At 70.7% G+C, this 22,659-nt stretch carries 25 protein-coding genes; 11 read left to right on the top strand and 14 right to left on the bottom strand.

The annotated features are described in order from the left end of the window. The first annotated feature begins 37 nt into the window (after positions 1-37). From ACYVLP_RS01875 to ACYVLP_RS01895, 5 genes are all read left to right on the top strand, one after another. On the top strand, positions 38-172 hold the full coding sequence (locus ACYVLP_RS01875; RefSeq protein WP_460625639.1) for a hypothetical protein: 135 nt from the start codon (positions 38-40) through the stop codon (positions 170-172). 360 nt (positions 173-532) lie between these two features. Continuing rightward, positions 533-2,179, top strand: a complete 1,647-nt coding sequence (locus tag ACYVLP_RS01880; RefSeq protein ID WP_460625640.1) for a hypothetical protein — start codon at positions 533-535, stop codon at positions 2,177-2,179. Continuing rightward, a complete protein-coding gene (locus tag ACYVLP_RS01885; protein ID WP_460625641.1) occupies positions 2,176-3,009 on the top strand; it encodes a hypothetical protein in 834 nt (277 codons plus the stop codon). The genes ACYVLP_RS01880 and ACYVLP_RS01885 overlap by 4 nt, the downstream gene beginning before the upstream one ends. A gap of 101 nt (positions 3,010-3,110) precedes the next feature. Next, positions 3,111-7,601, top strand: coding sequence for a coiled-coil domain-containing protein (locus ACYVLP_RS01890; RefSeq protein WP_460625642.1), 4,491 nt, complete (start codon positions 3,111-3,113; stop codon positions 7,599-7,601). Beyond that, complete coding sequence (locus ACYVLP_RS01895; RefSeq protein WP_460625643.1) at positions 7,598-8,704, top strand: Wadjet anti-phage system protein JetD domain-containing protein; 1,107 nt, start codon at positions 7,598-7,600, stop codon at positions 8,702-8,704. The genes ACYVLP_RS01890 and ACYVLP_RS01895 overlap by 4 nt, the downstream gene beginning before the upstream one ends. A gap of 98 nt (positions 8,705-8,802) precedes the next feature. Here the strand turns inward: ACYVLP_RS01895 and ACYVLP_RS01900 are convergent, their stop codons facing one another. From ACYVLP_RS01900 to ACYVLP_RS01910, 3 genes are read right to left on the bottom strand one after another with little or no spacing between them, the layout of a single operon-like run. Beyond that, positions 8,803-9,210, bottom strand: coding sequence for a hypothetical protein (locus tag ACYVLP_RS01900; protein ID WP_460625644.1), 408 nt, complete (start codon positions 9,208-9,210; stop codon positions 8,803-8,805). Then, positions 9,174-9,323, bottom strand: a complete 150-nt coding sequence (locus ACYVLP_RS01905) for a hypothetical protein (protein ID WP_460625645.1) — start codon at positions 9,321-9,323, stop codon at positions 9,174-9,176. The genes ACYVLP_RS01900 and ACYVLP_RS01905 overlap by 37 nt, the downstream gene beginning before the upstream one ends. After that, complete coding sequence (locus ACYVLP_RS01910) at positions 9,320-10,924, bottom strand: hypothetical protein (protein WP_460625646.1); 1,605 nt, start codon at positions 10,922-10,924, stop codon at positions 9,320-9,322. The genes ACYVLP_RS01905 and ACYVLP_RS01910 overlap by 4 nt, the downstream gene beginning before the upstream one ends. A 486-nt stretch (positions 10,925-11,410) precedes the next feature. Here ACYVLP_RS01910 and ACYVLP_RS01915 point away from each other — a divergent pair, with 486 nt between their 5' ends. Both ACYVLP_RS01915 and ACYVLP_RS01920 read left to right on the top strand, forming a co-directional pair. Continuing rightward, on the top strand, positions 11,411-11,596 hold the full coding sequence (locus ACYVLP_RS01915) for a hypothetical protein (RefSeq protein WP_460625647.1): 186 nt from the start codon (positions 11,411-11,413) through the stop codon (positions 11,594-11,596). A gap of 69 nt (positions 11,597-11,665) precedes the next feature. Continuing rightward, complete coding sequence (locus ACYVLP_RS01920; protein ID WP_460625648.1) at positions 11,666-12,307, top strand: hypothetical protein; 642 nt, start codon at positions 11,666-11,668, stop codon at positions 12,305-12,307. Between the two features lie 15 nt (positions 12,308-12,322). On the opposite strand, the gene ACYVLP_RS01925 is transcribed toward ACYVLP_RS01920, so the two are convergent. Continuing rightward, positions 12,323-12,649, bottom strand: a complete 327-nt coding sequence (locus tag ACYVLP_RS01925; RefSeq protein ID WP_460625649.1) for a hypothetical protein — start codon at positions 12,647-12,649, stop codon at positions 12,323-12,325. Positions 12,650-12,691: 42 nt separating this feature from the next. On the opposite strand from ACYVLP_RS01925, the gene ACYVLP_RS01930 reads away from it, so the two are divergent. Next, entirely contained in the window at positions 12,692-12,883 is a 192-nt protein-coding gene (locus ACYVLP_RS01930; RefSeq protein ID WP_460625650.1) for a helix-turn-helix domain-containing protein, read from the top strand. 25 nt (positions 12,884-12,908) lie between these two features. On the opposite strand, the gene ACYVLP_RS01935 is transcribed toward ACYVLP_RS01930, so the two are convergent. The 9 genes from ACYVLP_RS01935 to ACYVLP_RS01975 form a co-directional block, all read right to left on the bottom strand. Then, positions 12,909-14,306, bottom strand: a complete 1,398-nt coding sequence (locus ACYVLP_RS01935) for a hypothetical protein (protein ID WP_460625651.1) — start codon at positions 14,304-14,306, stop codon at positions 12,909-12,911. 2 nt (positions 14,307-14,308) lie between these two features. Further along, on the bottom strand, positions 14,309-14,638 hold the full coding sequence (locus ACYVLP_RS01940; protein WP_460625652.1) for a hypothetical protein: 330 nt from the start codon (positions 14,636-14,638) through the stop codon (positions 14,309-14,311). Continuing rightward, positions 14,635-15,474: a hypothetical protein gene (locus ACYVLP_RS01945; protein ID WP_460625653.1), complete on the bottom strand. Its 840-nt coding sequence runs from the start codon at positions 15,472-15,474 to the stop codon at positions 14,635-14,637. The genes ACYVLP_RS01940 and ACYVLP_RS01945 overlap by 4 nt, the downstream gene beginning before the upstream one ends. Next, entirely contained in the window at positions 15,471-15,731 is a 261-nt protein-coding gene (locus ACYVLP_RS01950) for a hypothetical protein (protein WP_460625654.1), read from the bottom strand. The genes ACYVLP_RS01945 and ACYVLP_RS01950 overlap by 4 nt, the downstream gene beginning before the upstream one ends. Before the next feature lie 176 nt (positions 15,732-15,907). Further along, a complete protein-coding gene (locus tag ACYVLP_RS01955; protein WP_460625655.1) occupies positions 15,908-16,339 on the bottom strand; it encodes a hypothetical protein in 432 nt (143 codons plus the stop codon). A gap of 26 nt (positions 16,340-16,365) precedes the next feature. Then, positions 16,366-16,893, bottom strand: a complete 528-nt coding sequence (locus ACYVLP_RS01960; RefSeq protein ID WP_460625656.1) for a hypothetical protein — start codon at positions 16,891-16,893, stop codon at positions 16,366-16,368. Position 16,894: 1 nt separating this feature from the next. After that, positions 16,895-17,170: a hypothetical protein gene (locus ACYVLP_RS01965; RefSeq protein ID WP_460625657.1), complete on the bottom strand. Its 276-nt coding sequence runs from the start codon at positions 17,168-17,170 to the stop codon at positions 16,895-16,897. A 434-nt stretch (positions 17,171-17,604) separates the two neighbouring features. Continuing rightward, positions 17,605-18,498 carry a hypothetical protein gene (locus ACYVLP_RS01970; protein ID WP_460625658.1) on the bottom strand — a complete coding sequence of 298 codons (894 nt, stop codon included), beginning with the start codon at positions 18,496-18,498 and terminating at the stop codon, positions 17,605-17,607. A 28-nt stretch (positions 18,499-18,526) separates the two neighbouring features. Beyond that, the gene (locus ACYVLP_RS01975; RefSeq protein WP_460625659.1) at positions 18,527-18,721 is read right to left on the bottom strand and encodes a helix-turn-helix transcriptional regulator; all 195 of its coding nucleotides are present in this window, start codon (positions 18,719-18,721) and stop codon (positions 18,527-18,529) included. 218 nt (positions 18,722-18,939) lie between these two features. Between ACYVLP_RS01975 and ACYVLP_RS01980 the strand changes: the two genes are divergently transcribed. Continuing rightward, entirely contained in the window at positions 18,940-19,449 is a 510-nt protein-coding gene (locus tag ACYVLP_RS01980; protein ID WP_460625660.1) for a hypothetical protein, read from the top strand. A 2-nt stretch (positions 19,450-19,451) separates the two neighbouring features. Beyond that, on the top strand, positions 19,452-20,528 hold the full coding sequence (locus tag ACYVLP_RS01985; protein ID WP_460625661.1) for a site-specific integrase: 1,077 nt from the start codon (positions 19,452-19,454) through the stop codon (positions 20,526-20,528). A 29-nt stretch (positions 20,529-20,557) separates the two neighbouring features. Here the strand turns inward: ACYVLP_RS01985 and glnA are convergent, their stop codons facing one another. Then, positions 20,558-21,982 carry a type I glutamate--ammonia ligase gene (glnA, locus tag ACYVLP_RS01990; RefSeq protein WP_460625662.1) on the bottom strand — a complete coding sequence of 475 codons (1,425 nt, stop codon included), beginning with the start codon at positions 21,980-21,982 and terminating at the stop codon, positions 20,558-20,560. Between the two features lie 177 nt (positions 21,983-22,159). Here glnA and ACYVLP_RS01995 point away from each other — a divergent pair, with 177 nt between their 5' ends. Then, positions 22,160-22,642 carry an RDD family protein gene (locus tag ACYVLP_RS01995; RefSeq protein WP_460625663.1) on the top strand — a complete coding sequence of 161 codons (483 nt, stop codon included), beginning with the start codon at positions 22,160-22,162 and terminating at the stop codon, positions 22,640-22,642. The last annotated feature ends 17 nt before the right edge of the window (positions 22,643-22,659 follow it).

The raw sequence follows: 22,659 nt of genomic DNA on the forward strand, positions 1-22,659 counted from the left end.
CCGATTGACAGGGCGGCGCCGGAAAGCACTGTGGCCCATGTCCCCTCCGGAGGCGGACCATCGCGAGCAGTGCCTCGCGGGCGTCCCACGGGAGGTCGGCATGGTCCTGCGAGCTCGATCGGCGGGCTTGGACGTGCGGCATCTGTCCGAGGCCGACGAGTCCCAGACGTGAGCGCCCGTGCTGGATGGATCGCACCCGTTGCGAAGCGGGTCCGATCGGTCGCCCCGATGAGCCCTGCCGCCTTTGGCTCGTGTCACGGGTGAGCCCGGCCCAGCTTGACCAGCAGTTTGACCAGCCAGCGCGAGGGCGCTGCGGGCGGGGTACGGCGGGGGCCCGCCAGCGACGTGCTGGCTCGGGTGAACTACGTGCGACAACTATGACGTCGTCATCTGAAGTCGCCGGCTCGAATCCGATCGGAGAAAGCGTGGCGCCGAGGGCACCAGAGAGGACAGCAGGTTCACCCTCCCCAAATCGACCTATGCTGGCGCAAACCGGCGCCCTGTGTCCCCGGTCACGGTTACTTTGAGCGGCATGGGGGAAAGTGCCGTCGGGGACCGCGGCTCACGACCAGGCTCCGGGGCATCCACAGCGACCCGGCCCACCGCTGCAGCTGGCTTCGCCCAGCGGGTCAAGGCGCTCGCGACGACCGGGCCCCTGCACGACCTGGATGCGCGGAAGAGCGCCGTCCAGACGGCCGACTACACCGTGTACCAGATGGCTGAGCTCGCCCTGCAGGCCATCGACCTGGTCACCGTCGCGATGGACTTCGACACAGGGGCCCGTCCCGATCTGGTCCACGCCGACCTGACGGCGTACGCCGCCGAGCAGGCACCCGACCGGCCCGAGGTCGAGCACCAACGCGTCGCCCGGTGGGTGCTGGAGAACCTGCTGAACGTCGGAACGGCCGACCGCGGCTTCCGAGCTGTGTACGGCATCGCCGGCCCCGCCGGGTACGACCGGCGCACGTTCGACTTCAAGATCCTCGAGGAGACGCTCGGCGCCGACGGCGAGCTGTACCTGCGCGCGTCCAACGAGGCAGTCAACGTTCTTGTCGGCGCGCTAGAGGTCGACCTGGAGGCCGCCCACATCGCCGCTGACGTCCGGCTCGAGATCCTCATCAAACGCGGCCGTCTCGACGAGGCGCAGGCCGCCGCGCAGAACGCCCGGTACCGCACCATCCAGTACGGCGAGAGCCTGCGCCAGCACCTGGAGGCGACCAGCCGCGACGTGCGCAACGTCGACTGGCTCGAGACCATCCCGGCGTTCATCGAGGCCGCCCTGGTGCACATCGAGGAGCGGTACAAGGCGGAGAACGCCATCCTGGTCAACCTCACCGACGTGCGCGACACCGCCGAGGAGCCCGGCCGCAAGGCGCAGGCCGCCCGGCTCATCGAGGTCGTCAAGGACTGCCTGCGCCGCCACGGGCAGTTGCAGGTGGGCCTGCAGAAGGCCGGCGGGCGCTTCCGCGCCGAACAGGACCGGCAGGCGTTCACCTCCACCCCGAGCGTGGCCAGCCTCGACCTGCACGCGCAGCTGCTCCGGCCGGCGCTGGCCCTGCCGGTCGGCGACGCAGACCATCCCCTCGGCTCGTTCTTCACGACCGTGGCCGGGCTGAGCGTGCCGAAGGCCGCCCGGTTGGCGGACCTGTTCGACGCGCTCATCACCCCGCCGGCCGAACGTGACGAGCTCGGTGACGAGGTCGAGGAACCGGAGCTGTCCGACGACGCCGAACCGGACCGGTTCCCGGACGCCAGCTACGCGGCTCTGGGCCAGATGCTGAACCTGGACCCGGAGGCGCCCCGGCGCCTGTCCGGGATGCTCGCCGAGGCCCGTGACCGGCAGGCGGAGGACCCGGACGCCGAGGACCTGCCGCTGCTGGTCGTCGTGCGCGTGCTTGCGCTCGCCGCGCAGGAGATCGGTGCGGCCCGACGCCACGACGAGCCGTCCGTGCTCATCGCGGTCGATGACGGCACCCGCCTGCAGGACCCGCAGTTCGCCGGCGCAGACCTGCTCATCACCCGCGCACCGCTGGTCGACGCGGCCGCCGAAGCCGCTGCGGAAGCTGCGGATACTTCAGGCGCGGACGCCAGCGGCACCATCACCGCCAACGGCACTGGCTCGAACGTCGAGACCGACGTTCCTGACGTCCCGGACGAGAACACGGAAGGCGCAGCGTGACGATCACGGACACGACCATCGGGACGAGTAGCTCTCGCACGGCCAGCATCACCGACGCCGCCCGGCTCGTCGCGTTCGCGCTGCGCCCGAAGGTCAAGCCCGCCCGCGACGAGACGTACGCCGAGCTCGTGCGCCGCTACCGCGCCGACGACATGTTCGCTGAGATCGTCCGCTGCATCGCCCTCGGCCAGGAGCTGGTCATCCTCGACGTGCACGAACAGCACGGCATGGTGGTGGCCAGCACCGACGAGAGCGTCTTCGCGGTCCGGATGAGCGACTACGCCCGCCGCACCGGCGGGGAAGGCAAAGCCAGCGAGCGCGTCCTGCACGCGCTCGCGCACCTGGGCGCGGCCGCCCTCGCGTACCCACGCCCGGCCGACCTGGCGAATCCGGCGTACGTCGGGCGAATCAACGTCCACGGCGTCGAGGCGTTCATCCGGGAGGCCGCCCGCCGGCTGCGCGAGTCCGCGCTCGAACGGGGCGAGCCCATCGACCCGTCCCCGGACACCCCGAACCTCGAGGCCGCCTGGAGCGTGTACACCCGCCGCGCGGCCACCCCCGGGTCTGGCGATGGCCGGCGCGTGTCCTCCTCCACCGTCGGCATGGTCGGCAAGGCCCTGTCGTTCCTGGCCGAGCAGGGCATGCTCACCCGTTCCAGCGACCTCGACGGCGGCACGTTCACGACGACGAGCCGCTACCGGGTCCAGGTCATCGAAGCGGGCCGGCGCATGTTCAGCGAGCTGCTCGACCTGGGCATCACCGAGATCACCGACGGCACCGGCACCCTGGTCCAGATCGGCTGGACCGAGCAGGACGTCAACCAGCTGTGAGCGGCCCCGGCACCACCCGCACCCACGCCGCCCGGGGGGCACCCGCGGGCCTGCGACCGCGCCCCCACCAGATGAGCCCCACCGGAAGAGCCTGAGGACCCATGTACGAACTGAACCGCGCCCGGCTCGTGGGCATCGGCCCCTCCGGAGCCCGCTACACCGACGTGACCATCGACCTGTCCGACCTTGGCGAGCGCATCCCGTCCCAGAGCCTGCTGGAGCCCGACACCCGCCGGCCGTCCCCGTTCACCCTGCTGATGCTCGAGAACGGCGGCGGCAAGACCGTCCTGCTCAAGCTCCTCTTCAGCGTCGTGCTGCCCGGCAAGCGCAAGACCGTCGGCGGCGCCTCCCTGGAGAAGTTCGTCCTCGACCGGGACACCGGGCACGTCGCCCTCGAGTGGATGCACGTCAAGACCGGGGAACGGCTCGTGACCGCGAAGGTCTACCAGCGCCGCACCAAGACCAGCAGCAACACCAACGCCCTGAGCGAAGCGTGGTACTCCTTCCGCCCTGGTGACACCCTCGACCTGGGAAGCCTGCCGACCGAACGCGAGGGTCGCCGGGTGCGCCTCGACGGGTACAAGGCGGCCCTGGAGGACCTCAACAGCGCCTGCCCGGCCACCCAGCTCGCCTGGCTGGGCGATGACCAGGGCCGGTGGCGCAAGCACCTGCGTGAGCGCGGCATCGAACCGGACCTGTTCGACATCCAGCGCTCGATGAACGTCGATGAGGGTGAAGCCGCGAACGCGTTCAAGTTCGCCTCCTCGAAGGCGTTCATCGACTGGCTCCTGCGCATCGTGACCGACCCTGAGGACGCGACGGTCGTCGCCGAGTCGTTCGACGCGTGGGCCAGCATGCTCGCCCAGCGCGACGACATGATCCTGGAGCGTGACTTCCTCGAGGGCGCGATCGCGGGTCTGGAACCGCTCGCCGACGCCCACCGGGTAGAGCACGAGGCCCGCCGGGACGCCGCCCGCGCGGAGCGGGAGGCCACGGCCCTGTACGGGCAGCTCAAGGCGCGCATCGGGCAGGACCAGGCCAGCGCCGCCGAGCTGGAACAGGTCCACGGCCAGGCCCTGGAGACCGTCCGGGCCCGTGAGACCGAGCGTGACAACGCCCGCATCCTGCTCAACGAGGTCCGCCTGCAGACGCTGCGCCTGCAGCGGGCCGATGCCGAGACGACGCGGGGGGACATCCAGAAGTCCCTCAACGCCACCGACCTCGAGATCGCCGGATGGCAGCTCGTCGACGAGCTGACCGAGCGTGACCAGGCGCGGGAGACCGCAGCCCGCCTCGGTGCGCAGGTCCTGGAAGCGGACGAGGACGCTGCGCCCGCGCTGCGCCGCCGTGACGAGGCAGCCGGGGCACTGCTGGCCAAGCTCGACGACGAGGCGCGCCGGGCCGACGAGGAAGCCGGGGCCGAGCACGAGGCCGAGGCTAAGGCTGTCGGTGAGGCGAAGGAGGCGGGCGACGCGCAGGCGAAGGCGCTCGGGACCGCAGCGACCCTGACGGAGCGGCTCGCGCACACCAGAAAGGCGATCGAAGCCGGCGCCGCCCAGCTCGAGGGCGCCATCCGCGACGGGCTCATCCCCACCGGCACGCCCGCCGGTGAGGTCGCCGACCTGTCCGCACAGGCCGTCGCCGACCACGACCGCTCCCAGGCCCGACTCGAGAGCGCCCAGAGCGCCCTGACGCAGGCCGAAACCGCCAGCGTGACCGCGCGCCGCGAGCACACCGAAGCGGACCGTGCCCACACGACGGCCCAGCAGACCGTGCAGCGATCCGGCGAGCTGCTCGAGACCGCCCTCAGCAGCGCCAGCGCGCTCGCGCAGATGCCCGCGGTCCTCGCTGCCGCCGGCGGTGACCCGCTCAGCAGCGCAGAGCTCGACGACGCCGTCGAGCGGGTCCAGGCGGCGTTGCGGGACACCGTCGGTGAGGACAACGACCACCTCGGCCAGCTCACCTCCGCCCAGGGCGAGGACGCCCGCGTCTTGGAGGCGCTCGGCGACGGGCGCCTGCTGCCCCCGCGCCCGGAGGTCGACGCGGCCCGGAAGGTGCTGGCCACCGCCGGTATTGCCGCGCACCCCGGCTGGAAGTACTTGAACGACGCGGCCCCGGAGTCGCAGCGGGCCGCCCTCATCGACGCGCACCCCGAGCTCGCCGACGGAGTCGTCCTCGTCGACGACGCCCAGCTCGACCGCGCCCGCCAGGCCCTCACCGACGCGCGGCTGCTTCCGGCCGCGGCGATCGCGGTCGGCGCCGGGCAGAACCTGCTCACCCTCCCGGCCGCGGTCGGGACGACCTTCGTCATCGAGCCCACCCCCGCGATGTACGACGAGGCCGCCGCGGAGGAACGCCGGCTGCAGTTGGACGCGCGCATGCAGGACCGGGCCCGCTCCATCGAGACGGTCACCGAGCAGCGCAACGAAGCCCTCACCGCAGCCGCAGACCTCACCGCGTACCGCCGCACGTACCCGCCCGGGCGGCTGACCACCCTGACCGAGCGGGCCGGCACCGACGCCAGCGCCGCGGACGAGGCCCTGCAGGTGCTCGAGGCTGCCCGAGATGCCCTCGAGACCGCCGAGGAGCGCATCGAGGCCAGCAAGGGCGCCGTGGCCGAAGCGGCGCAGGCCGAGCGTGCCCGCAGTGACCGAAGCAAGGACCTGAAGGTCCTCGCCGAGCAACTCGCGAAGGTCGCCGAGGCGGCCGCGTCCGTGGACGAGCTCACCCGGAACATCAAGACCGCACGCGAGCGGGCCGACGAGCACGGCCGGCGCCAGGAGGAGCTGCAGGGCAACGCCCGCGCCCACGCCCAGGCTGCAGCCGATGCCCGTGGCCGCGCCGAACGTCTGCGGGCGCTCACGAGCGAGGTCGTCTCGACCAGCGGGGTCCGCGCGCCGCAGGTTCCGACGCAAAGCGTCCCCGAGTTGCAGGCCGCGCTGCACGCGGCCCAGAAGACCTATGAGCAGATGGCGGTCGACCCGGACCTGCGCGCGCGGGCCGAGGCCGCCTCGGTGCGGCTGCGTGAGCTGGACAGCGCGCTCAAGCAGCGCGACGCCCGGCACGTGGCCGAGGCCCGGCGTCTGCGGGACACGCCCGCCGGCGCTGAGCCGGCCTCGCGCGCGGTCGCGCTCGCCAACGCCCGCAACCGAAAGGACAAGCTTGCCGCCGACGCCCAAGGCGCGTACACCCGCGTCGGGCAGCTGGAGCAGGCCGTCGCCGAAGCCGAACCGGAGACGGGCCGGCGCTGGGTCGTGCTGCTGCCGGAGTGGGTGCCCGGCAGCGTCCAGCACGGCCAAGAGCTGCAGGAGCGTGCCGCGGAAGAGAGTGGCCACGCGCAGCGCGACCTCGACGAGGCGACGAGGGACGCCGCGACCCTCAAGGGCCGCTTCGAGCAGGCCCAGCGGGACGTGTCCGCGTTCAACGTGGCGCACCTGCCGCTGACCTCGCTGCTGCCGCGCCCGGATGGTGACCTGCCGGTGGCGTACCCCGGCACGCCCGAGGAGGCCACCGCCGCGGTCGAGACCGCCATCGCCACGCTGAAGAGCACCCGTGACAAGGCCGAGGTGGCCAAGGCGGACCTGGCCGAGACGATCGGCCAGCTGACCCGGTTCGCGAACGAGAACCGGTTCGAGTCGCTGAAGTCGCTCGTGCGTCGCAGCATCATCGAGAGCCCCGCGGACACCCTCGCGGGCAAGTCGGCCGACTGGGCCACCGAGCTGCAGAAGCGGCTGCTGACCCTCAGCGCCGACCTTGACAACGCGGACCGGCACCGCAACACGATCACCGACCGACTGGCCGCGCTCGTGGACCAGGCGCTGCGCACCCTGCGGCTGGCCGCGAACCTGTCCGAGCTGCCCGCCGAGCTGGCCGAGTGGGGTGGGCGGAAGTTCCTGCGGATCGGCTTCTCCCACGTGGACGCCGTCTCGATCAAGGTCCACGTCGCCGACGTCGTGGACCGCACCGCCCGCGAGTACGCCACCCGGGGCGCCCAGAGCCGAGGCAGCTCCCCGGGCCGGGACGGGATGGCGCTGCTGCTCGCCGCGGTCCACGCGTCCGTGCCGAAGGGTTTCACCGTCGACGTCCTCAAGCCGGACTCCGTCCTGCGCGAGGAGCGAGTCCCCATCGAGGAGATGAGCGAGGTGTTCTCCGGAGGCCAGGAGCTGACTGCCGCGATCGTCCTCTACTGCACCCTTGCCGCGCTGCGCGCGAACGAGCGTGGGCAGATGCGCGCGAAGCACTCCGGGGTGCTGTTCCTGGACAACCCGATCGGGCGAGCGTCCGCGGCGTACCTGCTCGACCTGCAGCAGGCCGTCGCCCGAGCCCTGGGCGTGCAGCTGGTGTACACGACCGGCCTCTCGGATGACCGGGTCACGGCCGCGTTCCCGCTGTGGGTACGGCTGCGTAACGACCAGGACCTGCGTGCCGGTCTGAAGCACATCCAGGTCGCCGACATCGTCCGTCGGGCCCTGCCGGAACCGTTCACCGCGGCCGACACCGCGGCGGGGCTAACCGTAGGGACCGTCACCGCGACCCGCGTCTACCAGCGCCCGGCACCGGCCGGTGACCGCGCGCCGGCAGGGGCGCGGTGAGCGCCGCCCCGAACGTTCCCGTCGGTGGTCTCCTGGCGGCAGGGGGCGGGCCCCCCGAACCCTCGGGCCTCGGGCCGCGCGCGGCTCGTCTCGCCGTACAGCTCGAGACGTGCCGGCCGCGGCGCACCGTGCGCCTGGACGAGCTGTGGGCCGTCTGGAACCGGTCGGACCCGTCCTCAGCGGGGCGGCCCGAGAGCCGCACCGACCTGGCCGCGGCCCTGGCCGAGCTGCAGAACGCGGGCGTGCTCACCTGCTCACGCACGCGCGACAAGGGCGCGACCCCGCCGCTGCCGACGCAGGTCACCCTCGCCGCGGTGGCACCCGCCGTCCGTGCAGCAGAGATGGCTCGCGCTGTCGGGTGGCGGCCCGAGCTCGCGTGGGTCGTGACAGCGACCGGGCTCAGCGTGGCCCAGGTAGGTCAGCTCCGCGCGGTCAACGCGTGGCTGCGCGACCACGGCCACGAGCAGGACCGGCTCTCCGTGCGGGAACGGTCCCTGCTCGTGTTCGGCCATGAGAAGGCGCTGGAGCAGCTCATGGGCACCGGCGCGTTCGGCCCGGGACGGCTGAGCCTGGAGACGCTGCGGACCTTCCGGGCCCACCCGCCGCTGCCGAGCATGCATGTCGGGTCCGGCCCGGTCCTGCTCGTCGTCGAGAACGCCGACACGTTCAACAGCGTCCTGACGCTGCTGCGCTCGGAGCCCGGCCCGGTCGGGCACGTCGCGTGGGGAGCCGGCGGCGCGTTCGAGGCGTCCGTCCGCTCCGCCGGCGACCTGCCCGGGGTGCAGCGGGTGCGCTACTACGGTGACCTGGACGCGGACGGGCTGCGGATCCCGCTGAACGCGGCCGCTACCGCCCTCGCTGAGGGGTCGCCGCCGATGCTGCCCGCGACCAGCCTGTACAGGCGCCTGCTGGCGACGCGGACACGTCAGGACGGGCAGCCGCTCGTCCCGGCCGAGCAGAGCGCCCGCCTGGCCGGGTGGGTCGCGGAGCCGGACCTCGTCGCGCAGGTGACCGAGCTGCTGACTGCCGGCGTGCGAGTCCCGCAGGAGGCGCTAAACCGACTCGCGCTGGCCGCTGACCTGTCCTGGGTGCCGCAGCTGTAGCCCTCGACCATGGCCCGCTCCAACGAAGCCGGGCCCGGCCGGGCCATCTGCGCTCTGACGGGCGCTCGTCCGCGCCGCGCCGTGCTGCGGCGGCTGGGTCATGGGCTGCCTGCAGTGGTGACCGCGTCGACGGCGCCGCGTAGGTCGAAGTGGGCGAGCGTGGGCTGCGCCGGACGTCCACCCGAGCGGTCGCCCGCGTCTGGGTCCGTCGAGGGCAGCGCACGCTCCAGCAACGCCATCGCGGCCCGGATGGCGTCGGCGGCGGCCGCCGGTGCGTCGGACTGCACCGGGTTCAGGACCGGGGCCGCGGGCGGCTCGGCTGCCCCCGCCGCGTCCTGGCGCTCGATCGTGGCCAGGGCGGCCGCGGCGTGCTCCTTGCCGGAGCGGTAGTAGCGGGCGTTGACCGTCTCGATGCTCTCCCAGCCGCCGACCGCCATCAGCTGCCCGGGCTGCATGGCGTAGTGGTCGATCATCGTGCGGGCGAAGCGTGCCGCAGGCCGTGCCACGGCAGCACGCTCATCACCCGCTGACGTTCGATGGTGGTGTACGCCTTCGCGTCGGCGTCCCAGTCCGCCCGGGTCTCGACCCACTCCTGCAGCGGCCAGCCGGCCTCGATCATCGCCGGGCGCAGCTGATCGGCAGCGAAGCCGGTGTACCACAGCAGGCCGCCCCCCGCGGCCGGGAAGAGCAGCGCCTCCGGGTTGTCGTCGGCCGCCTGCTCGGCCCGGGCCGCCTCCACCCGCGCGGCCACGGCCTCGCGCAGACGGTATCCGGTGAACGTCGTCGCGAGCAGCGGCACGATGCGTGCCTTGCCGCCCTTGGGGGCGCACCGTCCCTTCGAGAGCCCGGGCGGTCCGCCGCGGTGGCGGCCGCGTCGATCTGGTCGCGGACGTGGGCGTGCGGCAGCGGCTCCTCGGGGCACCCGGTGAGGTGGATGTCCTCGGCGGTGAGCTGGAACTGCTCACCCCACCGCGCGCCGGTGGCGGCGGCGAACTCGGGTGCCAGCGCCCCCCAGGCCGGCAGCCGGTGCCCCAGGGCCGCAGACAAGCTGCAGACGGCGGCCTTGGACGGGGCGTCCTCCTCGGCGAGGTACTGCTCAGCGGCGCCGACGTTCCGGACGCGGGTGCGTCGCTGCGGTGCTTGGGTCCCGGCCAGGGCGGGCAGAGGGCGCAGCGCGCTGTGCGGGATCAGTTCGGACTGTGCGGTCGTGAAGTAGCGCTCGGGGTGCTCGGCCCCCCAGGCGAGGAAGGACCGCAGGTCGGTCGTGTTCGCGCGCACGCCGTTGTCGGTGCCGGCCTCGGCGCGGAGCTGGTCGCACAGCTTCCGGTCCAGGTCCATGGCCCGGCGCGAGCCGTACCGGCGCATCATCCGGGTCAGGTGGTCGGTGATCTGGTCCTTCGTCGTCCGTGCCCACTTCTTCTGCGTGTACGGGCTGCGCCCGTAGGCGAGGTACTCCTCGACGAGCTCGGCCAGCGTCGTCGCGCCGACGTGGCCCCGGGTCTGCACGCGTCGGGCGATGACGAGGGCTTCCTGCCGCGCCGCGCCCAGAGTGGTCCGGTCCGTGTCGCCGGGGAACCCATCGGGCTCGGCCCACTTGAGCCGGTAGCGCGGCTTGGAGCTGGTGGGGGCGTAGATCCTCACCGGTCCGACCATCTCGACCGGGCCGCGGCGGGCGGTCACGGCGTCCGCCGGCGACGGTAGGTGCCCGCCTGACCCGGGCGGCCCACGCGGCGACCGCGCGCGGACGACATGGCGGGCGCGGCGGCGGAGGGCCTGGGGCCGGGGTAGGCCGCGGGGGCGGTGCCGAGGCCGCGCGGCGGCGGAGGGCCTGGGGCCGGGGTAGGCCGCGGGGGCGGTGCCGAGGCCGCGCGGCGGCAGCTCGGCGAACCAGGCGAGGACGTGATCACGCAGCCATAGATCGGGGGCGAAGCCGTCGCGGGGCAGCGGGAAGTCGGGCTGGGCCGCGACGGTGCAGGCGGCGTCGAGGTCCAGGTGGAGGGCTGCCGCGATGTGCTGCACGGTCCAGATCGGAGCAGTGAGTTCGAGGTCAGCGACGTCCGGGGCGAGCCCGAGGCGCACCGGGACCGGGACGCAGAACGGATCGGGGATTAGGCCGGGGATCGGGCGGGGGATCGGGTCGGGGGTTGGGTCGGCGGGGGAGGGCGCAGCCGTCGCGGCCAGCACGGGTGGTCGGGTGGGGAAGGTGAACATCGCGGTCATGACCGGACCGGTCCGGCCCGGACCGATCCGCGCAATCGCCCCCTGCCCGCGGGGCGTCGCCCCGGGTGTTCGATGCCGCAGGTGCCTCGACCGCCGGACCGCCCCCCGTCGGGCCAGCCCGGCACCTGCGGGTGGACGCAGGCCGGGGCGGGCCGGACAGCACGACGCCCACGCCGGGGGGATCGTGGGGGATCCCCGGGCGTGGGCGTCGCGTCGCTGCAGGTCAGGGCCGGTGACGGCCCGGACCGTCAGATGTCGAAGTACATCTCGAACTCTCCCCGCACAGGTGGAAACCGTTGGCTGTCAATGGCATTCATGCTCTGACCTGCACAAACGCTCCCTGCCGACCGTTGGCAACGGTTGAGTGTTTATGGTCCTTCTGAGGACAACGTGTGCACAACAAAGCGGCCCCGCCGGACGCTGTGAACGACCCGGCGAGGCCTTAGACCGAATCGCGATAGGAGCGAACCGATCATGATCAACAGTGTGACCCCTTCCACCCCTGATACCCCTGAGCCTCTGGTCGAGGCCATCCGCGCCGAGCTCGCGTTGCTCGGGGAGTCGCTGCCCGAGGGGAGCTTTACCGCCTCCGACCTCGTGGCGCCGTGCGCCCGGAACGGCCTCAGGGTCAGCGAGCTGATCGCGCGCGCAGAGGCGTCCCTCGGCGCATAAGCACCGACTACCGACAGCGCCCCCGTCGGATCGATCCCTCGCCGACGGGGGCGCTGGCATGCTTTGGGCATGTTCACGACACAGGGGAGCGACGACGGGACAATCACAGCAGCGATCTTCTGGGAAGGCGTCGGAGGCGCCTTGGTGGCCGCTGTCATAGGAGGGCTGGTCTCAGCCCTCGTGGCGTTGTGGGTTGTGCGCCTGACCCAGAAGGGCGACGAGGCGAAGGCGCTGCGCAGCGACTCTCGGGCGGCGGCCGGGCAGCTCACTGTAGGAGTGATTGAACTGATGCACGCTGCCGGCCTCATTGCCCGGATGGAGTCCAGAGACCAGCGGCTGAATCACCGTCGCGAGATGAGCACCGAGGCGGCAACGCTGTTCAATCTGCACCAGCCCGCGCTGCAGCTGCCGTTGCTTCGAGCAGACGCGCAGCGAGCACACGCTGTGATCGTGGACTTTCTCACGCATAGCGAAAGGGCCGACGACACTGTGGTTCGCTTTCCTCGCATCCCCGGGATCGGCATGCCATCAGGTGCCTCCACGGTGCCCCGCGATCCGTGGCACCGTCCGGCACATCGCGAGCTCGGCCGTTACCTCTCCGGATTCACCAAGCGTCTGGCACAGCACCGTCTCGGCGAATCGGTGCCCAGTGACCCCTTACCCCCGCCGGAATGGCCTCCGCTGTCCAGAGAGGGGCCCAACGGCGGATGAAGGGTGCGCGTGTCGCTACGGCTCGATGCGGTACTCGCAGCCGGGCGTGGGACAGACCAGGGCGTCGCCGGTCGCCGACGTCGCGGACTCCCGCTGGTCGCCGGGAAGCGAGCGGCGCTCCAGCATCGTGCCGTGCTCAGGGCATGTGGGGAACCTGAGGCGGTCAACCTCGGCCTGGGCCTCCTCCAGCTCGCGCCGAAGCTCCCTCTCAAGATCGGAATCGACGACGGGTGGCTCTCGATTGTCGTGCATGGACACGAACGAATGGTCCAGGTGTGCGTCCCAGGCGTCCTGTGCCTTGTCCAGTCTCGCCAGCGCTGCGCGTTCCTCGTGGTCGCTCATGCGTGTGAACGTACCCGCTCGGGCGCTGCCATCCTGTCTTGCATGCTCACGAGTTCCGAGGTAGCGGACGACCTGCGGACCAGCGCGCGGCAGGTGACGATCCTGTGCGCTCGCGGCGACCTGCGCGCCACGAAGTCGGGCCGTCAGTGGCTCGTCGACGAGGCCGACCTGCAGGCCTACAAGGACGAGCGGGCGAACCGTTCCCGGCGTCCGCGTCGACGGCGGGCGCAATGAGCAGGGCCGGCAAAGCGGCGCCGCGTCACGGGTTCTTCCCGAAGATCGCGGACTGAGCGATGGCGTCGACGGTCACCCGGATCCCGTTGAGGCTGTTCCCGATCTCTCGGCGTGCTGCTGCGAGGCTGCCCCGGTCGACCGTGACCCCAACCGGTGTGTTGATCCGGCGGCCGAGGATGGCGCGCATGTCGTCGTGGATCTCGTCGGTCACCCGCGTGATGGCGGGCTTGCCGGCGAGGATGCCTTGGGCATGGGCCTCCGAGGAGTGCTCGCCGAGCTTGCGGTAGTTGGCCACGATCTGCTGGCCCTTGGCCAGCGGCGCGTTCGCCAGCAGCTGCATCGCCTCGTCGGCCGATTCACCTTGCGACAGAGCCCAGTCCACGGCGTCCTGGCCGAGCCGGTCGAGGACCGTCTTGGTGTTCTTCTCGAGGTCGAGCGTGGCCTTGAGCTGCTTCTCCTGGGCCTTGATGACGGCGTCGGCGCCTTTGTCGATCGCGTCGGCCATGTCGGCCGCATCCTCCGAGACGCCCTGGAGCGCGCCGCTCATCTCCTCGGTGCGGTCCTTGGCCGCCTGGGTCTGGGTTCCGAGGAACTGCGCGGCATACGCGCTGTTGGTGTAGCCCGTCTCGACCTCGCCGAGCCGGTCCCGCAGGCCGGCGAACTGCTCGAGCGGCACCTTCTGGCCGTTCGCGTGTGCCTGCGCCTCGGCGTTGTAGGTGCTCATGGCGTCACGCACGGCGGCGATGGCCTCGGCGTTGCCGTCGAAGGCGTCGCGCAGCGTCTGGTAGGAGATGCCGAGCTTGTCGGCGTCGTCCTTCCACGTGCGCAGGTCCGCGGCGTCCATCTCGTCGGTCATGTGTGAGACAGCATCGGCGGCCGGGTCGATGCCGTCGCGGCGCAGGTCGAGGAACGACTGGGTCAGCTCCTTGACGCGCTCCTGGCTCTCCTGCACCTTGCTGATGATCGCGCCGAGCCCGGCAGCCGCGGCCGCACCCGCCAGGCCACCGAGCGCCCCGAACCCGGCAAACGCGTTGGCGCCGATCTCCCGCACGGTGCTCACGACGTCGTCGAAGGAGCCCGTGAACGACGCGGCGGCCTCGCGGCCCGACTGCTTGGCTTCGTCCTTGAAGTCGTCGACGCCCTTGCGGGCCTTGTCCATTCCGGCGTCGACGTCGCGGCCGGCCTGCTGCGAGCCGGTCTTCAGCTTGTCGAAGAAGCGGTCGAACTCGGCCCGGGTGGTTTCGGCCTGCCGGCCGGCGTCCTTGGTGGCGGCCTCGATCTTGGACAGGCCCTTGTCGACGTCGCGGCCGGCGGTCTCCCCGGCCTGCCCGGTCTGCTCGAGGCTCTGCTCGACGTCGGACAGGTCGAACTTCTCCGTCTTGGAGACGACGGAGATGGACAGGTCACGGTTCGCGCTCGCCATAGTCAGGCCGTCCCGTCGAAGCGTCGGATGAGGAGCCGGATCACCCGGCGCAGGTCGCGCGCGAGCTCCTTGGTGTCTGAGCCGGTGACCTGCGCGGGCGTCTTCGCGATGATGACGTCGAGGCCGGCGAGCGCGTCAGCGAGGGCCTGCTCGATGGTGGCCCGGTTCACGTCGGCGCTGGCCGCTGACGCCTCAGCGTCGGCGCGCGCGTTCTCCTGCGCGGTGTACGGGCGCACCGTGTCGGCCTCGGTGCTGAAGTCGGTGTAGGTGCGGGCCGTGTCGTCCCACAGCTGCGCCAGCGTGCCGTTGCCGTCGTACACGCGGGTGCTCACGCCGACCGCCTCATCCCGACCAGCGCGGTGTGGTCCGGCAGGTCCTGCGCGTAGGTCGAGACGTTGTTGAGGGCCGACGACGTGCCGAAGTTGGCACCAACCCAGACGTTCGTCCCGCCGACGAGCCCCGACACACCGACAACCGACTGGTGAGCCGGGACGCAGCCGCGCAGCCGCAGCGTGGTCAGGCTCGACACGCGCGCCACGAGCCAGTGGAGGCCGGGTGTGAGGGTGATGGGAGCCCCGAACGTGCCGATGATGGTTCCCGTTGCCGTGCCTGCGACCGAGACGCTTCCGAGCAGCGTCGCGGGGTAGCCGTCGGAGTCGGATGAGTAGATGCCGAGCCGGATCGTGGACGCGGCCTCGAGCGTGTCGACGATGCAGGCGAGCGCGTCGACCGTCATGGCCTTGTAGATCGGCACGCCCAGCGCCGGCCCGTTGCCAGACGACCGCGTCTGGCTGCTGTTCGTGGCATACGAGCGGATGTCCGGCGCCGTCATCCAGGAGCCGACCTTGGGGCTCATCACCGGCAGGACGGCTGACGACGCTACGGTCAGCGTCCCGGCCGGGTCGTTGTAGGTCAGCGTGATGTTCGACCCGGCGACGAGCTGCGCGGCCACGAGATCCTGGACAGCCTCGGTGTCCAGGCCACCGCCACCGACAGCGACCCACGCGGCGCCGTCCCAGCCCTTCAGGGTGGGCGGGGCGGTCGAGGTGTCGACCCAGAACATCGCCGAGCCGGCCGGCTCGGCGTCCTGCACCGGGATGACGGACGGGTAGAACGCGACCTTCGATGCCGGGCGGGGCACCATCTGGAGCCCGTTGGGAAGGTTCATGACGACGCTTTTCCGTCGTCGGGCTCGATGTCCTTGCCGTAGAGGTCAAGGCCGGTGCGCAGGCACGACAGGTCGATCTGGAGGCACAGCTCCCCGAAGGCGTCGCCGGCCGCGTTGAGCGCGTCGTAGAGCTTGTTGAAGGCCAGGCGCACGTCGATGTGGTCCTCGGGGAGGCCCTCGACGAACGGCTTGAGCTCGGCCAGCGCGTCGGCCTGCTTCTGGCTGCCGGCGACGTAGTGCATGAGGCTGAGGTTCACGTGCGGATTCCCTTCTGTCTGTGGGTTGCTCGACCGGGGCGGCGCGCTGGGCGGGTCACTGGCCGGATTAGGAGACAGCCTCTCCGTCCATCCATCCCGGGCACCGACCCCATGAACGACGCAGAGCGGTCAAGGTCGGGCGGGTGAGGTTGACGCGCCACCCCCGGTCGAGCGGTCTAGTGGATGTCCGTGCGGACGATCGGCCAGGTGCCGCTAGGGCCGCGGCACCCCTCGTACTTGTGGGCCCCATTGACCAGCGCGTCATCCGGCGCGAGAGTGCCGCATCGTGTGCAGACGCTGCGGCGCTCCGCAGGCTCGTCTGGGTATGGCGTCACGATGCGGTTGGACTGAGCGCGCTTCTGAGGGCTCGGGGTGGCGGACCGACCGGAGGCGACGTCGGCCAGGCGCGCCAGCTGGCGCAGCAGCTCGGGCGGGCGGCCGGCCGTGATGTTGCGCAGCGCCCACGCAGGCGAGGCCGGGTCATCCATCGCGCGGCCGGCCAACATGTGGTTGGTCACCTCGGACCGCTCGGCCCGGGCGAGGTAGTAGCCGTCGTCCGCCTTGGCCGCGGCGTGCGCTGTGATGAGGTCGAGAGGGCTGGTGGACATGGTCTGTTCTCCGATCGTGCCGTGGTTCAGAGCGTCGGCGGCTTGTAGGCGAGATCGCCGGGCCGGTCGTTCGGGTCCGGGTAGCGGTAGACGAACGTCCACTCCGGCCAGCGCATCCACAGCAGGACGTCCTTGGGGATGCCCGCGGACTGCTCGGCCGCAAGGGTGATCTTGGACATCTCTGCCCGGGCGGCGTTGACCTGCGCCTCATGGCCGCCCTGCGCGCCGTTCCGCGGTGGCTGCTGACGCAGGAACGAGATCCAGTTGTCATGCCAGAACGCGTCGCGGGCTCGCTGCCACGCGACGACCTGCTCGTTGAAGGCGTCCTGCTCGGCCACCTTCGCCGCGAGCTCGGCCTGCTCAGCGAGCACCCGGTCGCGGATCACGTAGGCGTCGCTCAACGAGACGGCCCACTCGTTGCGGTAGTCGCGCGTGAGGTCGACCCGGTACAGGTCAGCGACTATCCGCGCCTCGTCGTCCGTGACGACTCGACCGCGGAACATATCGCCGATCAAGTCGCGGACCGCCACGACGGGCTCGGGGGTTCGTGCCACTTCACTCTCCTTGGTTGGGGTACGTCGTCACCGTGGACTTTTCCGCGACTTTTCCGCGAGCAGGACTGCACGACAGGCACATCGAGCGCGGACGGCCGGTCCGCGACGGTGGCGGCATCGGGCCGCCGCACGTCCGGCACTCACCCGCGGCAGGCTCCTCGAGCAGCGCGCTCGCCAGCTGTGCCGGCACGTGCGCCAGGGCGTGATGCTCGGCCGCCAGCTCGCCGGACAGCCACCGCAGCACGCGGACCGTGGCGGACAGCCGCTCGGGAGTCACGATGAGCTCGCGTTTTTTGGCTGGCCGTCGGGCGGATCAACCCACCTCGTTGGCGCGCTCCCTCCGGGCGGTTCGTGTAGCGCTACATGGCCCAAAGGCTCGAGGCCCCACACGCGCAGCAGCGCGGCCTCGGTACGGGTGCGGTGAGGCTCGACGATCCCCGGACAGCTGCACACCTCACGGATGCGCGCCTCGTCCTCGGGCGTGTAGGCCTGGCGCATGGGCTCGGCCGGCGCCTGAGGCGCGGCCCGCGAGGCGGCCTTGCGGCATGCCTCAGAGCACCATTTGGCGATCGGAGAGGCCGTCTGGAAGGTCTTCCCGCACCTGAGGCAGTCAACGACGAGACGCATGGGTCACCACCCGGACGTCCGACCGTGTGTGTGCGCGTTTCAATATGGGTTGATCGGCGCCTCGCCGGCCAGAAAAACTCGAGCTCATGGCGCCGCCTCGCTCTCGTCGTCGTCCTCGTCGTCCTCGCGCTCTGCTGCCATTGCCTGCGCGCGCTCCCACCGCTCGGACTCCTCCTGCGTCACCGGGTGCGGGCCGAGCATCTTGTGCATGCCGCACGCGTCGCACTTCTTGGGATCGAATCCGCTCGGCACGTAGTCGTGGTGCGGCATCGGCTCTCCGATGCTGGCGTGGCGCTCGGGCCCGGCGCCGCAGCCGGTCCAGCACTCGCCCTCGTCGTCCCAGCACCCGGCGCACTTGCCGTCGCCCCTGTCCCGGAACGGGTGGGTGTCCCAGTCCTCGCTGTCCCACTCGGTCTCAGCCACGCGGGCCGTTGCTTCTGGCGCGGCGGCGCGCGTAGCCCCAGCGGAGCGCGCGCCAGCGCCCCCAGACCCCAGACCCCTAGCGGGGTCTGGTCTGGTCTGGTCTAGTCGTCCACTTGTCTTGGGGTGGACTGGTGGACTTGAGTCCACTTGTCCACCAGTGGACTTCGCTGCCGGGCACTTCGAGTTCGGCGTGCACAGGCTGTGATTGCCGACACTGTGGAGTCGCTGCCGGCGCTTGTCCGCGGCCCACTTCGTGCGCGTCGTGGACTGCTCCTCGGCAGCGAGGATGTACGCCTGCCACTCGGGACAGAAGTAGCCTTCCTCGGTCCGCTCCCACAGCTCGAGCTCGAGCAGCTCCCCGAGCGCGCTCGGGATGTCGGCCGGGTCGACCGGGCATGAGAGCCGGCGGGCTACCTTCTCAGGGATGTGCCCATCGGTGGCCTGCTCGTTGCAGTAGTCCAGCGCGTAAAGGTGCACGGTGAACGCCTCGGGCGTGGCGTCGAGCCATCGGGCATCACCGAGCGAACGATGCTCCACCTTGACGTAGCCGCTCATGCGGGCACCCCCGCAGCCGCGGCCCCGTTCATGCCGGCCTGCTGTCCCGCCCCGCGTTGGCGAGCTGGTCCAGCCAGGCCTCGACGACCTCGCGCTTGTAGAGCACGCGCCGTCCGACCTTGAACGACTCGGGCCCGGTGCCGATGTGCCGCCAGTACCTCACGGTCTCGATGGGGGAACGGACAAGGTCTGCGACCTCGGCCGTTGTCATGTACTCCGTCACGATGGGGAGCTCCTCTCAAGTGTGTTTTCCCAAACACAGCGTGACAGACGTTGACAACCATGGGTTAGTCTTGGCACTGTGTAGTCCAGTGGGTTTCGCGACACAGCCAGGAGGAAGTGACGATGCAGGTCGAATGGATGACGTCGGAGGCAGGCGATGGTGTCGTGCGCATGCCGAACGGCGTTGAGATACAACGCAATTCGCGGTTCCGTCTCCGCGTGAATGAGTCCGACGAAGATGTGCCCGACGGCCTCGACTTCCTCGATGTCGAGGTAGACCTCAGCGAGGACGGCACGACGCCGTGTGCAGCTGTGCTCGCGATCCATGCGACCGCAGGCGGATCCGTGCGTGGGGAGCACCTGCGCTTCATCGCCAGCCGTTGGGACCGTCACCTCGTGCCCTACCTCGTGCAGCAGAGCTTCCATGCAGCGACCGAGCCCGGTGGTGGGCCGTTCGGTCAGGGGCCGAACGTCGTCAAGGCGGCCGACTTCGCGGTCAAGCGTGCGCGACGCTCTGAGCTCACGCCTGACGTGTTGCGCGAGGTCGCAGAGGTGCACGGCGACCCTGACCACTACCGCACGTGCGGCAGGGACGCGTGCCGGGCGCCAGTCGCGACGTCGACAGTGCGCGTGGCGAGGCACTTCGGGCTGTCTAGGGATGGCGCCAATACCCGGATACGCCGGGCCCGGGACGCTGGCTACCTGCCGCCGGCCAGGAGACGGAGCTAGTCATGGCGTCGATCAAGAGGCAGCCGGGCGGTCGCTGGCAGGCGCGCTACCGCGACAACGCGGGCAGGCAGCATGCCAAGCGGTTCGACCGGAAGATCGACGCCCAACACTGGCTCGACGAGCAGGCCGCGGCCCTCGTGACCGGGACACACGTCGACCAGAAGACGGCCCGGACGACGGTCGAGCAGTGGACCGTGACGTGGCTCGAGGGATACGCGACTCGGCGGCCGTCGACGGTGCGCCAGGCGGGCGTGCATGTCCGGCAGATCAACAAGGCGTTCGGGCCGATGCGGCTCGGTGACGTGCGGCCGTCGCAGGTGAAGGCGTGGACGGCCCAGCTCAAGGCGCAGGGCCTCGCGGACAGCTACATCTACGCGACGTACCGACGCCTGGCGCAGATCATGGCGGACGCCGTGCACGACGGGATCATCCCGAGGTCGCCCTGCTCCCGACGGACGGCACCGCGGCAGGGCACGCAACGGCCCTACGTCGCGACGACGGGGCAGGTATGGGAACTGCACGACGCACTGCCCGAGGGTGTGCGTCCCGCGGTGCTCTTGGGTGCGTTCGCGGGCCTGCGGACGTCCGAGGCCGTCGCGTTGCGCGTCGACGACGTCGACTTCATGCGCGGCATCATCGCGCCAGTGATCCAGTACCCAGACGTCGACCTCAAGTCGGAGACGAGCAAGACGCCAATCCCGATCCCGCACGAGCTCGCGCTGGAGCTATCGGCCGCGGTGGCGCGGTCGGGTGGCTCGACGATCGTCACGGACGAGATCGGCCGGCCCATCGGTCCATGGGTGCTCGAGCGCGAGGTGCGTGCGGCCCGGACCAAGGTCGAGGGTATGCCGGCGGGCTTCCGGTTCCACGACCTGAGGCACTACTTCGCGTCGCTGCTCATCGCGAGCGGCGCGGACGTCAAGGTCGTGCAGAAGCGGCTGCGGCACGCGAGCGCGATGACGACGCTCAACACGTACGGGCACATGTGGCCCGACGCAGACGAGTCCTCACGAGCCGCCGTCGCTGCGGTTCTGGCGGCTCGTGAGGACAAAGTGTGCACAGAGGGGGTGATGACCTGACGTTTCCGCAGGTCAGAGCCCTGCGGGGGTCAGATGTCGAAGTACATCTCGAACTCGTGCGGGTGCGGACGGAAGCGGATCGGGTCGACCTCGTTCTTGCGCTTGTAGTCGATCCACGCGGCGATGAGGTCCTCGGTGAAGACGTCGCCCTGGACGAGGTACTCGTGGTCCGCCTCGAGCGCGTCGAGCACCTCGGGAAGCGAGCCCGGCACCTGGGCGATGGCGGCGTGCTCCTCGGGCGGCAGCTCGTACAGGTCCTTGTCAACCGGCTCCGGCGGCTCGATGCGGTTCTTGATGCCGTCGAGACCAGCCATCAACTGAGCGGCGAAGGACAGGTACGGGTTCGACGACGGGTCGGGCACGCGGAACTCGATGCGCTTGGCCTTCGCCGAGGTGCCCGTGATCGGGATGCGGACGCACGCCGAGCGGTTACGAGCCGAGTAGACGAGGTTCACGGGGGCCTCGTAGCCCGGCACGAGGCGGTGGTACGAGTTGATCGTCGGGTTGGTGAAGGCGAGCAGCGACGGGGCGTGCTTGAGCAGGCCGCCGATGTACCAGCGCGCGAGGTCCGACAGGCCGCCGTAGCCGCGCTCGTCGTAGAACAGCGGCTCGCCGTCCTTCCACAGGGACTGGTGCGTGTGCATGCCCGAGCCGTTGTCACCGAAGATCGGCTTCGGCATGAACGTCGCGGTCTTGCCCGCCTCCCAGGCGGTGTTCTTGACGACGTACTTGAACTTCATCATGTCGTCGCCGGCGTGCAGCAACGTGTTGAAGCGGTAGTTGATCTCCATCTGGCCGGCGGTACCGACCTCGTGGTGGCTGCGCTCGACGGCGACATCGACCTTCGCGAGGTTGAGGCACACCTTGTCGCGGAAGTCCGCGAAGTGGTCGACGGGGGAGACGGGGAAGTAGCCGCCCTTGTAGCGAGTCTTGTACCCCTTGTTGCCGCCCTCCTCCTCGCGGCCGGTGTTCCACGCCGCCTCGATCGAGTCGATGAAGTAGTAGCCGGCGTTCTGCTTCGTCTCGAACCGGACGTCGTCGAAGACGTAGAACTCGGCCTCGGCGCCGAAGTAGGCGGTGTCGGCGATGCCCGTCGACTTGAGGTACTCCTGCGCCTTGATCGCGATGTTGCGCGGGTCGCGGGCGTAGCGCTCGTCGGTGAACGGGTCGAGGATCGAGAAGTTCATGACCAGCGTCTTCTCGGTCCGGAAGGGGTCGATGAACGCCGTGGCGGGGTCCGGGACGAGCTTCATGTCCGACTCGTGGATGGCCTGGAAGCCGCGGATCGAGGAGCCGTCGAACATCTGGCCCGTGGTGAAGAAGTCCTCGTCGACCGTCTCAGCCGGCACGTTGAAGTGCTGCATGACACCGGGCAGATCGCAGAACCGAATGTCGACGAACTTGACGTCCTCGTCCTTGATGAACTTGAGGACCTCGTCAGCTGAGCTGAACATCCAACCTCCTGAATGTGGGTCGAGGTCGTCGCATGCAAAAACAGGCGACGGCCTCGTGCTGTCGGGTCCGACCCTACTCAGGGCCGATTTCTCGTCCATGACCCGGATGTTTCGCCGGTGTTACGGATGGGCAGGCCCAGGCAAAGCCCACGGTTGACGTCTCGTTACGCTGGTCCCGTGGTGGACCGCAAGGACTTCGGCTCGTGGCTCGAGGGGCCCCGAGCGCGCACGCAGCAACCAGGTGAGTACCGCGGCCAGGCGATCGGTATGCCGGAGCGCGGGCCGGGCTCGATCGCGGGCTTCGGCGTCCGCTTCGTCGGCGTGCTCATCGACTGGGCGATCGCCTCGCTCATCGCCAAGGGCCTGTTCGGCGTCCCGCTGCCGTTCTCGCAACCACCGGCCACCGGCGGGCAGAACTTCGTGGTGCTGGGCGTCTTCGCGGTGATGACCCTGCTGCTCGTCGGCACGCTGGGCAACACGATCGGGCACCGGATCATGGGGCTTCAGGTGCACTCGGTCGACGGTGGCCGGGCGATGCCGCTGCAGGTGCTGACCCGCACCGTGCTGCTCTGCCTCTTCCTGCCGGCGATCGTGTGGGACCGCGACGGCCGCGGCCTGCACGACAAGGTGCCCAACACGGTCATCGTGCGCACCCGCTGACCGGCCGGAAAGCTCGC

It is taken from the genome of Intrasporangium mesophilum (assembly GCF_054783095.1).